Raw genomic sequence first — 13,551 nt, forward strand, 5'->3', positions numbered from 1 at the left:
CACGATTGGAGCGTTTTAAAATGGAAAATATTCTTCCACTAATTATTGTTGCCCTAGGTGTTGGGGTCTTACTTATCCTTATTACGAAATTACAGTTGAATACATTTATTTCCCTTATTATTACGGCCTTCCTTGTAGCTTTAGCATTAGGTATGCCACTTGATGAAATTGTCGGATCGATTGAAGGGGGAATGGGTGGTACACTCGGTAGTATCGCGTTAATCTTTGGTTTAGGTGCCATTCTCGGCAGATTAGTAGCAGACGCAGGTGGCGCACAGCGCATTGCGGTTACATTAATTGATAAATTTGGTGAAAAACATATTCAATGGGCAGTAGTAATTGCGTCCTTTATTATCGGTATTGCATTATTCTTTGAAGTTGGATTGGTGTTATTAATTCCAATTGTTTTCCAAATTGCCAAACGCTTGAAGTTATCTCCACTATATTTGGGGATACCGATGGCAACAGCATTGTCGGTTACACACGGTTTCTTACCGCCACATCCAGGTCCAACAGTAATTGCACAACAATATGAAGCAAACATCGGAATGGTGTTAATTTATGGTATTATTCTTGCCATTCCAACCGTAATTATTGCAGGTCCTTTATTTACAAAAGTAATTAAAAAGATTATGCCAGATTCATTCAATAAAGCTGGAAATCTTGATTCACTCGGTGAAATAAAAACATTTAAAACAGAGGATACACCAGGTTTTGGAATTAGTGTACTAACATCTTTATTACCGGTTATATTAATGGCGATTGCAACCATTGTCGATTTAGTTCAGGATCTTGGGAATGTAGGAGATAACGTTCTTTTTGATATTATTCATTTAATTGGCGAACCAACAACTGCTTTACTACTGTCTGTCCTACTTGCCGTATATACAATGGGTGTGAAACGAAATATTCCAATGAAGCAAGTAATGGCTTCTGCTGAAGAATCGATTCGTGCAATTGGTATGATGCTACTCATCATCGGTGGTGGTGGTGTATTCAAGCAAGTATTAATTGACGGTGGTGTTGGTGATTCTGTTGCAGCATTATTTGCAGATACGAATATGTCTCCATTAGTATTAGCATGGCTAATCGCAGCAATTTTACGTATTGCGCTTGGTTCAGCAACTGTCGCTGCACTAACAACAGCTGGTCTTGTGATTCCATTGATGTCAGGAAGCGGCGTAGACCCAGCTTTAATGGTACTTGCAACTGGAGCAGGTAGTTTGATTGCATCACACGTAAATGATGCAGGGTTTTGGATGTTTAAAGAATTCTTCGGTTTATCGATAAAAGAAACATTCGCGACATGGACGTTACTAGAAACAATTATTTCTATCGTTGGTCTTGTCGGTGTCTTAGTTCTTAATATGTTTGTTTAATAAGGAAGTGTATCGTAATGAAAAATACAATTGGTTTATATGGTTTAGGTGTAATGGGAGCAAATCTTGCTAAGAATATGGCAAACAATCGTGAAAGAGTTGCAGTGTTCAACTATACACCTGATTTAACAGAAAAATTTGTCGGTGAATTTTCAAGTCAGAATGTGGAAGCACACTATGAATTAGAGGCTTTTATTCAATCATTGGAAACTCCAAGAAAAGTATTTTTAATGGTAACAGCAGGTCCTGTAGTTGATTCGGTTATCAGGTCTATTATCCCCTTTTTAGATAAAGGGGATATCATTATGGATGGTGGTAATTCTGACTTCCATGATTCGAATAGAAGGTTTCACGAATTGAATGAGCAAGGGATTCATTTTGTCAGTGTTGGTGTCTCAGGCGGTGAAGAAGGTGCATTGAACGGCCCGGCATTAATGCCAAGTGGTGATGCTTGTGCTTATTCACTTGTTGCACCTATTTTAGAAAAAATTGCTGCAAAAGTTGATGGAAAGCCATGTTGTACGTATTTAGGACCAGAAGGCTCAGGACATTATGTGAAGATGGTTCATAATGGGATTGAATATGCGGATATGCAGTTGATTACAGAAGCATATCAGTTTCTTCGTGAAAGAGTTGGACTTACTGTCGAGGAAATTGCAGATGTTTTTGCCCAGTGGAATGAAACAGACTTAAAGAGCTATCTGATTGAAATAACTGCAGATATTCTAAGGAAAAAAGATGACGAAACAGGTAAACCAATGGTTGATGTGATCTTAGACAAAGCTGGTCAAAAAGGAACTGGTAAGTGGACAAGTAAAGAGGCACTAGATATTGGAGCACCTTCATCGATTCTAACGGAAGCGGTGTTTGCTAGATATTTATCCGCGATGAAAGAAGAGAGAGTCCATGCTGAAAATATCCTATCAGGTCCGAAAGCTGTGGACGATAAGATGGACAAAGATTACTGGATAAACGTCGTGAAGGAAGCACTCTTCATGGGTAAAATTTGTGCGTATACACAGGGCTTTAATCAATATCGTACTGCATCAGAACATTACGGATGGTCACTTGATTTAAGTGAAATTGCACTCATTTTCCGTGGTGGATGTATTATACGAGCAGATTTTCTGAATAAAATAAGTAATGCATTTAAACAAAATAAGGAATTAACAAATTTATTACTTGCACCGTACTTTATTGAGAAAACGAATCGTTATCAGTCATCATTACGTAAGGTAGTTATGAAAGGAATGGAATCTGGTTTATCCCTCCCATGTTTCAGTACCTCACTAACCTATTATGATGGTTACCGTTCCTCCCAATCTGGTGCGAACATGATTCAAGCACAAAGGGATTATTTTGGGGCACATACGTACGAACGCAACGATAAAGAAGGAATATTCCATACAAATTGGTGAATCAAAAAAGCATGAGAGTGAAGCTCTCATGCTTTTTTTGTGATTAAAATTGAAGGGTAAAATGAGAAAACAAGTTAATCAACTCCTAAATATCTCAATGAAGCCATATGCGTCTGTGATAATTTAATAACCTCGTCAATAAACTCCTCCTGAGAAGTTTCGTAACCTGTGTTAATCCAGTTCGAGATGAGACCATAGAAGCCATATGCTGTGTAACGTGTAAAGTAATTCATATCAACTGGTAAATTATGAAGCGTTTTGAATTCGAACTTTTCCTGATAAATTTTTAAAATTGTTTGCGGAAATCTTGTATGTAATTCTGGAATCGTATCTTGGTAGTTAATCAAATCGAAAAAGTTACGATTATCATAAACATAAGAAATGATCTGAAAAGACCTTTTATTTAATTGATCCGTATGAACCGCTTGTATGGAACGATATGGTTTACCAACGGATTGCTCTAGTCCTTTTAACATCTCACACAGTAAGTCCTCGGCTAATTCAAATTTATCCTGGTAATGAATATAGAATGTACTACGGTTATATTCCGCATATTGAACAATGTCCTTAACACTGACAGAGTGGAACCCCTTTTCTTTGATTAAGGTAATAAGTGCTTGTTGTAAATGTCTTTTTGTCCGATTTTTTCGTGGTGTTGGATGAGCATGCATTTGTATACCTCCATAAATTTAATAGCAGATTTTCTATAAATAGACATTAAGTAAAAAGTGTCTATTTAATAGACGTTACATATAATATTGCTGATTGATTATAATAATCTATGTATTAAAATATAAATTGTAAGCACTTTCTATAAACGAATCGTTATATATATTATACAGGGGGAATCAACTATGGGTAAATTACAAGATAAAGTAGCTGTGATCACTGGTGGGGTGTCTGGTATCGGTGCTTCAACCGCTCGATTATTTGCTGCTGAGGGCGCAAAATTAGTTTTAGTCGATTTTAATGAAGAAAAAGGTGCTACTTTTGAGGCAGAATTAAAATCGGAAGGTGCAGAAGCTATTTTTGTAAAAGCGGATGTAACGAATGAAGAAGATGTTAAAAACATTTATACAACAACTCTATCAACGTATGGTAAAGTTGATATTCTATTTAATAACGCTGGAATTGGTGCTGTAAAACCAACAGAAGAATTAACGTATGCCGAATGGAGAAAAACGGTTGAAGTTGACTTAGATGGCGTATTTTTAGTAGCGCAGGGTGCAATCAAGGAATTCTTGAAAGCTGGTAGTGGAGTAATTGTCAACACCGCTTCTATGTATGGTTGGGTTGGATCACCTGGTAGTGCAGCATATAATGCAGCAAAAGCGGGAGTAATTAACCTAACACGTTCTCTTGGATTGGAATACGCAGAACGTAATATTCGTGTTAACGCACTTTGCCCAGGATTTATCGAAACACCCATCCTAGGAGAAACGGATAGAGAGTTTCTAACAAGTGCAACTCCAATGAAGCGTTTAGGAAAACCAGAAGAAATGGCTAAAGCTGTACTATTTATGGCAAGTGATGATGCATCATTTATGACTGGTAACTCTTTAATTGTAGATGGTGGATATACTGCTCAGTAATTAGAACGTGAAATGCTTTAGGCTGTCGAATTAAAATTTCGACAGCCTATTTATGTACTGAAATAGTAAAAAACTAATATGATTTAAAATGCTATGACAGGTTAGTAACTGTCTTCGTAATTCTAAAAAGGTAGTTGCATAATACTTGAAATATGTGATAGTATTATTAAATCAGTGTGTAGAGATATTGGTCCGTTTTGAATGACCAAAAATATATGTCTCATGATACGTCTGCCATCTGAAATACCTTATTTGGAGATGACGATTATGCATGAGGAAACAAGATTACCACGGAACGGGAAAGAATTTATATTGTTCTTAGCTATTATTTCCATACTATCTGTGAATATTATAGCCCCAATTATTATGGGATTTGAATTTGGATTCAAAAAGCAGGTTTATTTTGACACATTACAAGTTATTCCCTTTGTATGGATTTGTGTTATTTTACTAGTAACGCTTGTTGCGAATCCAATTGTAAGTAAATTGGTGCCAAAGTTCGTGCAACCTACAGATGGATTTAACGCGAGAGTACTATTCAATATATTGTTTAGTGTAACCATCTTGTCCATGTTATTGACAGTTATCGGGTCATGGATTGGCATGGGAGAAATTAGTGTAGAACCGATTCAAACATTCTTTTATTCTTGGCCACGTAACTTTTTCATTGCATTTTGGGTTGAAGCTTTGATTGCGCAGCCGATTGCAAGATTTGCAATGAAGAAACTACATGAAAGTCAGGAACGTAAGACGGTAAATGCATAACAAAGATAAAACCCCTAATGGTATCGTACTTCCAATACGATATTGTTAGGGGTTTTTGTGCAATTTTGTTCTTTATACGAGCATAACTTCATACTAAGGTAAAAGGGGTGGTTAAATTTCTTTTCTTGAGGGTAATTTAAACGAAAGGAGGAATGAAGTTTGCGTTATGTAATTATTGGTGGTGTTGCTGCTGGGATGAGTGCTGCAATGGAAATTGTCCGTAGCGATGAATCAGCAGAGGTAACGGTTCTAGAACGTGGTGAAGTTTACTCGTATGGGCAATGTGGTTTACCATATGTTATCGGTGGTGTCATTCCTTCCATAGGAGATGTTATTGCTCGGAGCGTAGAGACGTTTAGGGAAAAATATCATATCGATGCGAAGGTGAATACGGAAGTGACAAATGTCGATGTGGAAAAGCAGGTGGTTAGTGGTATTCAGACAGAAACCAATCAGCCTTTTCAAGTTACTTATGATCGTTTACTCATTGCGTTAGGTTCAGACCCAATTATTCCAGATTGGGAAGGAATCGATTTAGAAGGGATCCATACGTTAAAAACATTGACTGACACGATGGATATTATGAAAAATGTTAAAGAAGATGTGATACATGTAACGATTATTGGTGGAGGTTATGTTGGGTTAGAAATGGCTGAAAACTTTACAAAGCTTGGTAAGGAAGTCTCTCTCATTCAACGTGGTGAGCAGGTTGCTAGCATCTTTGATCAAGATATGGCAGAACATATTCATAAAGAAGCTAAAAATAATGGTGTAGAGCTAATACTAGGTGAGTCTGCTCAGGGTTTTTCAGGTGACAAACGGATAGATGCCGTCATTACTGACAAGCAATCATATCAGACGGATCTTGTATTGCTGGGTGTGGGTGTCCGACCTAATACAAGTTTTCTAAAAAGTACAGGAATCCATATGAACAAACAAGGTGCTATCCATGTAAATGCCTATATGGAGACAAATGTTAATCATATTTATGCTGCAGGCAATTGTGCAACGCAATATCATATTATAAAAAAAGTGGATGACTATATTCCGCTTGGTACAACTTCTAATAAACAGGGGAGAATTGCGGGTGCCAACATGGCTGGAAATACCATAACATTTAAGGGGATTGTCGGAACATCGATTATGAAATTCTTTAATTTAACCTTGGGAAGGACGGGGTTAACAGAAAAAGAAGCGAAACGATATAAGCTCCCATATGAAATACAGACTATCCAAGCGAATTCCCATGCGGGCTACTATCCAGATGGAGAAATATTAAATATTAAACTGGTATACCATAAACAGACCAAGTTGCTACTTGGAGGACAAGTTATCGGTAAAAAGGGTGTAGACAAACGAGTTGATGTGCTAGCTACCGCACTATACAATCAAATGAGCATTCATGACTTGCTTGACTTAGACCTTGCATATGCCCCGCCATATAACGGCGTATGGGATCCAATACAACAAATGGCGAGAAAGGCTAAGGCATGAAGAGGATGGTACAAAAGTGTTTTTACTAAGGTAACATCCGAACTATACCTCAAAATCTTCCATTACAATTCAAATTGATTTGGATTTTGTATAGACTTCGGATCTATTTAATTCAGTATAGTGCAAAACACATCATTCCGGAAACACACTTCGCTTTCCACGGGCGGCTGGTGAGCCTTCTTCGTGCTAACGCACTACGTAGTCTCACCTAGGCCTTTCCTCCCGTAGGAGTCTTCGTGTGTTTCCTCCACTGAGTTTAAGTTACTAACCATTATCTCCTGCAATACGGATAGTTAAAAAGCATTGTACTACCTTACTAGGCCGGGTGAGTGGAGGGCGGTGACTCCTGCGGGAATAGCACGCGTCCGAAGACCAGGAAGAAGCGTTCTTTGCTTCTGAGGGGGCTGAGGCCGTGCCCGCGGAAAGCATCCGCCCGGAGCGATCCCGGACGGCGAGATTTGCTCCGATTTAAGATAATCTGAATTAATTTAGTTCGGAGTTTACATCTACTACGAATTAATATTTAATTATAAAAAGTTAGCATTCTAATCTTCCTATCCTATAATCTTTCGTCTATAGTGCGGAAGGTTTTATTTATGTCCCGGCCTCTTTTTGATTGGGAGTGAAAACGTTCCTATGCTTCCTCAATTAATTAATCATTAGGGGGATATTTTCATGGCTTTTTAGTTTAAGAGAAGGTAGTGTTTTTTAGCACCTTTAAAAAAACTTGAAATTGTCTTATAATAGTAGATATATTAATCTATAAAATTTTATTGTGCTATGTTTATTTTTATGATCAAACAGAAAAGGTGTATGACTAGGTAGCTCCTTCTCTTGGTGTGACTCCTACATTTTTTCTGAAAATTTAAGGGGAAAAGGTTGATAAAAATGGGCAACAGAGAAAAGAAAACAGACGTTATTTTAATTGGCGCTGGAACGATGAGTGCAACGTTAGGAACAATCTTGAAGGAATTAGTACCGGAATGGGAGATTACGGTATTTGAGAAACTTGGTAGTGCAGGAGAAGAAAGCTCTAACGAATGGAATAATGCAGGAACGGGGCATGCAGCATTATGTGAGCTTAACTACACAGTTGAAAAACCAGACGGAACGGTAGATATTACAAAAGCGATAAAAATTAATGAACAATTTCAGGTTTCAAGGCAGTTTTGGTCTTACCTTGTAAATAGAAACCTGATACATAATCCACAGGACTTTATTCGATCATTGCCTCATATGAGCATGGTGCAAGGTGAAGAAAATGTAAGGTTTTTAAAGAAGCGTTTTGAAGCAATGTCAAACAACCCGCTGTTCAGGGGAGCGGAATTTTCCGATGATCCTAAGAAATTGATGGAATGGTTTCCACTTATTATGCAACAGCGTCCATTAAATGAAGCAATAGCTGCAACAAAAAATGAAGCTGGAACAGATGTTAATTTTGGTGCTTTAACACGTATGTTATTTAACCATTTAGAGAGTGAAAATGTCAATATCCATTATAAGCATCGTGTGGATAATATGAAACGTACAAATGATGGTGCTTGGGAACTTAAGGTGAAGAATCTTGAAAGCGGTACAATTGAACGTCACACGGCGAAATTTGTCTTTGTCGGTGGTGGGGGTGGAAGCCTACACATATTACAGAAGTCTGGTATTCCTGAAGGGAAACATATTGGTGGATTTCCTGTAAGCGGATTATTTTTGGTGTGTAATAACCCTGAGGTTGTTGCAAAGCATCATGCGAAGGTCTATGGAAAAGCAAAGGTTGGCGCTCCACCAATGTCTGTTCCGCATCTTGATACAAGATTCATAGATAATAAAAAATCATTGTTATTTGGACCGTTTGCTGGCTTCTCACCAAAGTTCTTGAAAACAGGTTCCGTGTGCGATTTAATTACTTCCGTAAAACCGGACAATCTTTTAACAATGCTTTCAGCTGGTGTAAAAGAAATGTCACTGACAAAATACTTGATTCAGCAAGTATTGTTATCGAAAGAACAGCGGATAGAAGATTTACGTGAGTTTATCCCTACAGCTACAGTAGAAGATTGGGATTTAGTGGTAGCTGGCCAAAGAGTACAAGTTATTAAAGATACGGAAGCAGGTGGAAAAGGAACACTTCAATTTGGTACGGAAGTAATTACTTCTGGTGATGGGTCCGTTGCAGCATTACTAGGTGCTTCACCAGGTGCTTCTACAGCCGTTCATGTGATGCTTGATGTAATCAATCGATGTTTCCCGCAGCAGATGAAAGAATGGGAACCGAAAATTAAAGAAATGATTCCTTCTTATGGCATGTCATTAATGGACAATCCAAAGCTTCTGTACAAAGTTCAGACATCAACGGCAGAAGCACTTGAACTAAATGAAAGAAAACCAATTGTAAGTTAATGTGGGGACGGTTCTCATGCTTCTTATTCTACCTAATGGAAGCGGAAGAACCGTTTCTTTATCTTTTATCCATAGTTTTAAACTATAGCAAAGTATAGGTTTTATGTGTTACCTTATATCAATTTTTCTATGGTAGACTAATCCTAAATCAAAGAACAGGATGGAAGAGGGGAAAGAAAATGATAAAAACACAACTTAAAGCACCATTTAGGGCAGACCAGGTAGGAAGTTTATTACGACCAGAAAATCTAAAAAAGGCAAAAAAGGATTATACAGAAGGAAAGATTACAGCCGAACAGCTTCGAGAGATTGAATTACAAGAAATTAAACAAATTGTTGATAAACAAGTTGAAGTAGGACTTCAGGCAGTAACAGAAGGAGAATTTGGTCGTGACTGGTGGCATTCCACCTTTATGGAACACCTATTGGGAGCAGAAGGATACGTTCCCAATCATGGGTATGATTTTGCACATCAAGAAACAGACCCCTATGATGTTCGACTTGTAGATAAAGTTGCGTACAATCCGAATCACCCATTCTTTAGCCAAGCGAAGGATTTAGTTGATATAGTTGGGAATCGAGCAGTGGTTAAATTTACTATCCCAAGTCCTAATCAATTTTTCCACCCAGACATTATTAATGGTCAATATAAAGACTTTGACGCGTTTGCGCCAGATATTATTGAAGCTTATAGACAGACAATAAAAACATTCTATCAAATCGGAGTCCGTTATCTTCAATTAGACGATGTTTACTTAGCAGTTATTGCAACATCTGATTTTAGTCCTGAAGAGAAGAAATACAGAGCAGAGTTAGCTGTAAGAGTTGTAAATAGTATTCTTGAAGACAAGCCAGAAGATCTAACAGTAACAACGCATATATGTAGAGGTAATTATCGTTCAGATTATTTCTTCGCAGGAGGCTATGACGATATTGCACCAATTATATTTGCTAATGAGAAGGTGGATGGCTTCTTTCTAGAATATGACGATGAACGTTCAGGTTCCTTTGAAGCACTTAAATACATTCCAGAAGGTGGCCCAAGAGTCGTTCTAGGACTGGTTACTTCGAAAACAGGAAAATTAGAAGACAACGAAGCAATAAAGGCAAGAGTACAGGAAGCATCAAAATATATTCCGATAGAACAATTGTGCATTAGCCCACAATGTGGTTTTGCTTCTACACATCACGGAAATATCCTTACAGAAGAAGAACAATGGGCAAAATTAGAATTTATTGTGAAAACAGCTAAAGAGATTTGGGAATGACAATTGGGAAGCATGGGGACGGTTCTCATGCTTCTTTATTGTATCGGAAGAGGAAAATCGTACTCGTAATCACGATGTTAAAAATGCTATATCTTCATTCGATAAATGCTCACCGTTTATCCGTATTTTTCCACCTTTACTACCTTCTAGTGCCACTTTTCCATCTACAAGATTCTCTTCAGGAAGGATACAAGGGATCGTTTTCTCCACAAGTTTCCCTTCATTATCATAAAATAAATATCCATCCTTTTGATCAAATATGAAAGAGTTAATTTTCATATTTGGTGTGATAAATAATGTTATCTTCTCTGTTTCATTCCACATGACTTTTACAAGGACCTTTCTCTTTATTTTCTTTTCTACCAACGTTTTTAAAGTACTTAACGAAGTATATTCTTCCATTACATTCCCTCCAGATGCTTTTTATAAAAGTATCACAACTAACCTATATACTTTATCATTTTAAAAGAATATATGTAAAAAAGCACCAACTACTGGCGCTTATTCAAAATATATCATACCAGGGTCATTTGTTTGATATTGCTTTGGAAATAGTAATCTTTCCGTATATGCTGAGGGTGTATTCTGTTTAAGGTACATATAAGCTGTCTGTGCTAAAAACATCTTTGCGCCTTCAACATCGCGCTTTCCTGTGACAATATCATTTAATACATTCAGAGATAAAATATTCATTGCCTCTTTATCACACATCGCACTTACCTCACCCTTTGTGCGGTCTAAGTAAGCACTGCCATCAAAAGCGGCAAGATCGTCATAGAGGTGGATAGGAACCTTGTAATCAATCGTTTGCTCTAAAAAGTCTTGATGTGGGTGTGGAAAGTTATGTGGGACGGTCTCGCGGTGTAAGATGGTGCGTTTCCATGGTCCATTATTGTACCAGGTTAGGGAATTCATTGTTGCTTCATGAGGATATCCATACTTTTGAATCATTTCTTTTGCAGTCTGTAAAGGTTGCCCACTCCAACTTCTCAAAATTTCCTGAACAAATGCCTCCATACAATTACCTCCAAATATTAGGCTAGCTTATTGTATGTAGAAGCATGAGAGACTGTTCTCATGCTTCTGTCTTTTTAGGTGAGAAAAGGTGGATTTGTAAACTGATATAGTAAAATATTCGAGATTACTGTGCAGTCAATCCACCATCAACGACAAACTCAGAACCAGTGCTATAGCTTGAATCATCTGATGCAAGGTATAAAACAAGGTTTGAAACTTCTTCAGGTTTTGCAACTCTTCTATTTGGTATATGTTTTGCGAATGCCTCAATTGCATCTTTTGAGTCTTCTTGTACAATCATAGGGGTTTCAATTACTCCTGGGTGAACAGAATTTACACGGATGCCATAATGAGCTAATCCAAGGGCAGCTGCTTTTGACATTCCTCTAACAGCAAATTTTGAATCAGTGTAGCCGATCGCACCTCCAACAAGACCATTAATGGATGAGATGTTTACAATTGAACCCACTTGTCCTTTTTTCATGGATGGGATAACTGCCTTCATGCCAAGAAATACAGATACCTGATTAATGTCAATGATTCTTCTATATTCCTCTTCTGTGGTCTCTTCGATGGATTTATTCATACTAATTCCAGCATTGTTGACTAATACATTAACTGGTCCAAATGCCTTTTCTGTTGCAGCAACAACTTCTTCCCAATTTGCTCCTTTTGTTACGTCAAGCTTTGTGAATTGCGCATTTTCCCCAAGTTCCTCAGCTAATGCTTGTCCCTCTTGTTCAAGAATATCTGCAATCATCACTTTAGCGCCTTCTTTAATGAATAAACGAGCGTGAGAAGCTCCCATTCCACGTGCCCCACCTGTAATAATTGCAACTTTTCCATTTAATCTACTCATGTAATTTCCTCCTAGTTGATTAATATCGTATAAAATTAGGGTTCATGCGATTTCTTATCTCGAATCCCCGTTATTAATTTTTCTTGAATAGTTAAATATTGTTTGATTTCTTCCTCACTCAGGACTTCAAAATGTTCCATAAACAATTCTTTCCCGATGGCTTTTGCTTCTTCCAATGCTTCCAGACCTTTAAATGTAATTTTTAATCGGACTATCCGACGATCGCTTTCGTCATATAAACGCTCAGCTAGTTCTAGATTAACAAGTTTTGTGGCAATATTTGTCATAGAACCCTTTGTATAGCCTAATATTTCAGCCAATTCCACCTGTTTCCTAGGTCCTTGCAACCTTAATTCAGCTAATACAAGTATCGGTGAAATCCCAAGTGGGTATCTAAATGCCTTTGTGAATCGTATAATATTTTCGTTATTCATTTTTTCAATCGCATGAATGAGTTTAAAAATATTGGTTTGTTTCAAAAAATCCTCTCCAAAATGCAAGATTATTAACGGAGCATAATGGAACCACCGTCAACCATAATCGTTTGGCCTGTAATATATTGTGAATCCTCTGAAGCAAGGAATACTGCAACACTGCCGATATCCTTTTCAACATCACCAAAACGTCCCAATGGTATTTTGTTCTTCACGGCCTCATAATACTCAGGTTGTGCTTTTGCCCATGCCTCCACACCAGGTGAATTAGCGATTGGGCTAATTAAGTTTACATTAATACCGAATCTTCCCCATTCATTTGCAGCTACTCGTGAAATTCCGCGAATGGCTTCCTTTGCAGCAGCATATGCAGCCTGAGTCTCATGACCATTTAAACCTGCACCAGATGCAAAATTGATAATATTTCCTTTTGATTCTTTTAAATAAGGAAGTGCAGCTTTCATTAAGTAGAATGTTGGATAAAATCCAGTGCCAAAAGATAAGTCTAAATCTTGCTGTGTTGTTTCTTCGATTGTTACTTGTTTGGATGCATGTGCATTATTTACTAGTACATCAAGTTTTCCGTATTTTTCAACCACTGTTGTTATAATTTGTCCAAGGTTTTCATGGTCCATTAAATTAGCTTTGAGAAACATTGATTTAGGGGAAATAGTTTGAAGTTCTATTTCCATTGCTTTACCCGTTTCTTCATTAAAGTCAACAATGGTAACAATTGCGCCTTCCTTCACCATTGCTTTTGCCATACCACTACCAATTCCACCAGCGCCACCAGTAATAATAACTACTTTTTCTTGTAATTTACCCACTACTATCATCTCCATAATAAAGTTTAGTGTTAAACTAACTTATTTAGTTTAACACTAAACTATATTTTTATATAGTGGCATGCATTTTTTGATAAATAAGTTCACTA

13 protein-coding genes are annotated in these 13,551 nt (G+C 37.4%); 7 read left to right on the plus strand and 6 right to left on the minus strand.

The features are described 5' to 3' along the window. Window positions 1–20: 20 nt before the first annotated feature. Window positions 21–1,379 carry a gluconate:H+ symporter gene (locus D8M05_RS00330; protein ID WP_121127568.1) on the plus strand — a complete coding sequence of 453 codons (1,359 nt, stop codon included), beginning with the start codon at window positions 21–23 and terminating at the stop codon, window positions 1,377–1,379. A 17-nt stretch (window positions 1,380–1,396) separates the two neighbouring features. Then, window positions 1,397–2,797 carry a decarboxylating NADP(+)-dependent phosphogluconate dehydrogenase gene (gnd, locus tag D8M05_RS00335; protein WP_121127569.1) on the plus strand — a complete coding sequence of 467 codons (1,401 nt, stop codon included), beginning with the start codon at window positions 1,397–1,399 and terminating at the stop codon, window positions 2,795–2,797. Between the two features lie 74 nt (window positions 2,798–2,871). Here the strand turns inward: gnd and D8M05_RS00340 are convergent, their stop codons facing one another. After that, window positions 2,872–3,468, minus strand: a complete 597-nt coding sequence (locus D8M05_RS00340; protein ID WP_121127570.1) for a TetR/AcrR family transcriptional regulator — start codon at window positions 3,466–3,468, stop codon at window positions 2,872–2,874. Between the two features lie 183 nt (window positions 3,469–3,651). Between D8M05_RS00340 and D8M05_RS00345 the strand changes: the two genes are divergently transcribed. The 5 genes from D8M05_RS00345 (at window position 3,652) to D8M05_RS00365 (ending at window position 10,307) form a co-directional block, all read left to right on the plus strand. Continuing rightward, window positions 3,652–4,389 (plus strand): SDR family NAD(P)-dependent oxidoreductase, encoded by a 738-nt coding sequence (locus D8M05_RS00345; protein WP_121127571.1) that lies wholly within the window; start codon window positions 3,652–3,654, stop codon window positions 4,387–4,389. 267 nt (window positions 4,390–4,656) lie between these two features. Beyond that, window positions 4,657–5,154 carry a hypothetical protein gene (locus tag D8M05_RS00350; RefSeq protein ID WP_121127572.1) on the plus strand — a complete coding sequence of 166 codons (498 nt, stop codon included), beginning with the start codon at window positions 4,657–4,659 and terminating at the stop codon, window positions 5,152–5,154. Window positions 5,155–5,313: 159 nt separating this feature from the next. Next, window positions 5,314–6,648: an FAD-dependent oxidoreductase gene (locus tag D8M05_RS00355; protein WP_121127573.1), complete on the plus strand. Its 1,335-nt coding sequence runs from the start codon at window positions 5,314–5,316 to the stop codon at window positions 6,646–6,648. A gap of 888 nt (window positions 6,649–7,536) precedes the next feature. After that, complete coding sequence (locus D8M05_RS00360) at window positions 7,537–9,039, plus strand: malate:quinone oxidoreductase (protein WP_121127574.1); 1,503 nt, start codon at window positions 7,537–7,539, stop codon at window positions 9,037–9,039. A 179-nt stretch (window positions 9,040–9,218) separates the two neighbouring features. Further along, window positions 9,219–10,307, plus strand: coding sequence for a 5-methyltetrahydropteroyltriglutamate--homocysteine S-methyltransferase (locus tag D8M05_RS00365; RefSeq protein ID WP_121127575.1), 1,089 nt, complete (start codon window positions 9,219–9,221; stop codon window positions 10,305–10,307). Window positions 10,308–10,376: 69 nt separating this feature from the next. Here D8M05_RS00365 and D8M05_RS00370 read toward each other — a convergent pair whose 3' ends face one another. The 5 genes from D8M05_RS00370 to D8M05_RS00390 form a co-directional block, all read right to left on the minus strand. Beyond that, complete coding sequence (locus D8M05_RS00370; protein WP_121127576.1) at window positions 10,377–10,709, minus strand: hypothetical protein; 333 nt, start codon at window positions 10,707–10,709, stop codon at window positions 10,377–10,379. 99 nt (window positions 10,710–10,808) lie between these two features. Beyond that, window positions 10,809–11,324, minus strand: coding sequence for a hypothetical protein (locus D8M05_RS00375; protein WP_121127577.1), 516 nt, complete (start codon window positions 11,322–11,324; stop codon window positions 10,809–10,811). Between the two features lie 124 nt (window positions 11,325–11,448). Beyond that, entirely contained in the window at window positions 11,449–12,183 is a 735-nt protein-coding gene (locus D8M05_RS00380; protein ID WP_121127578.1) for a glucose 1-dehydrogenase, read from the minus strand. Window positions 12,184–12,218: 35 nt separating this feature from the next. Further along, complete coding sequence (locus tag D8M05_RS00385) at window positions 12,219–12,662, minus strand: MarR family winged helix-turn-helix transcriptional regulator (RefSeq protein WP_121127579.1); 444 nt, start codon at window positions 12,660–12,662, stop codon at window positions 12,219–12,221. A 26-nt stretch (window positions 12,663–12,688) separates the two neighbouring features. Beyond that, on the minus strand, window positions 12,689–13,444 hold the full coding sequence (locus tag D8M05_RS00390) for an SDR family NAD(P)-dependent oxidoreductase (protein ID WP_121127580.1): 756 nt from the start codon (window positions 13,442–13,444) through the stop codon (window positions 12,689–12,691). Window positions 13,445–13,551: the final 107 nt, after the last annotated feature.

Origin of the sequence: Oceanobacillus bengalensis, from assembly GCF_003628445.1 — a bacterium.
In the GTDB taxonomy this organism is placed as follows: Bacteria; Bacillota; Bacilli; order Bacillales; family Amphibacillaceae; genus Oceanobacillus; species Oceanobacillus bengalensis.

Coding starts and splice junctions, on each gene's coding strand:
- D8M05_RS00365 (WP_121127575.1), top strand. CDS start 9,219: ATGATAAAAACACAACTTAAAGCACCATTTAGGGCAGACCAGGTAGGA.
- D8M05_RS00375 (WP_121127577.1), bottom strand. CDS start 11,324: ATGGAGGCATTTGTTCAGGAAATTTTGAGAAGTTGGAGTGGGCAACCT.
- gnd (WP_121127569.1), top strand. CDS start 1,397: ATGAAAAATACAATTGGTTTATATGGTTTAGGTGTAATGGGAGCAAAT.
- D8M05_RS00380 (WP_121127578.1), bottom strand. CDS start 12,183: ATGAGTAGATTAAATGGAAAAGTTGCAATTATTACAGGTGGGGCACGT.
- D8M05_RS00340 (WP_121127570.1), bottom strand. CDS start 3,468: ATGCATGCTCATCCAACACCACGAAAAAATCGGACAAAAAGACATTTA.
- D8M05_RS00330 (WP_121127568.1), top strand. CDS start 21: ATGGAAAATATTCTTCCACTAATTATTGTTGCCCTAGGTGTTGGGGTC.
- D8M05_RS00370 (WP_121127576.1), bottom strand. CDS start 10,709: ATGGAAGAATATACTTCGTTAAGTACTTTAAAAACGTTGGTAGAAAAG.
- D8M05_RS00360 (WP_121127574.1), top strand. CDS start 7,537: ATGGGCAACAGAGAAAAGAAAACAGACGTTATTTTAATTGGCGCTGGA.
- D8M05_RS00350 (WP_121127572.1), top strand. CDS start 4,657: ATGCATGAGGAAACAAGATTACCACGGAACGGGAAAGAATTTATATTG.
- D8M05_RS00345 (WP_121127571.1), top strand. CDS start 3,652: ATGGGTAAATTACAAGATAAAGTAGCTGTGATCACTGGTGGGGTGTCT.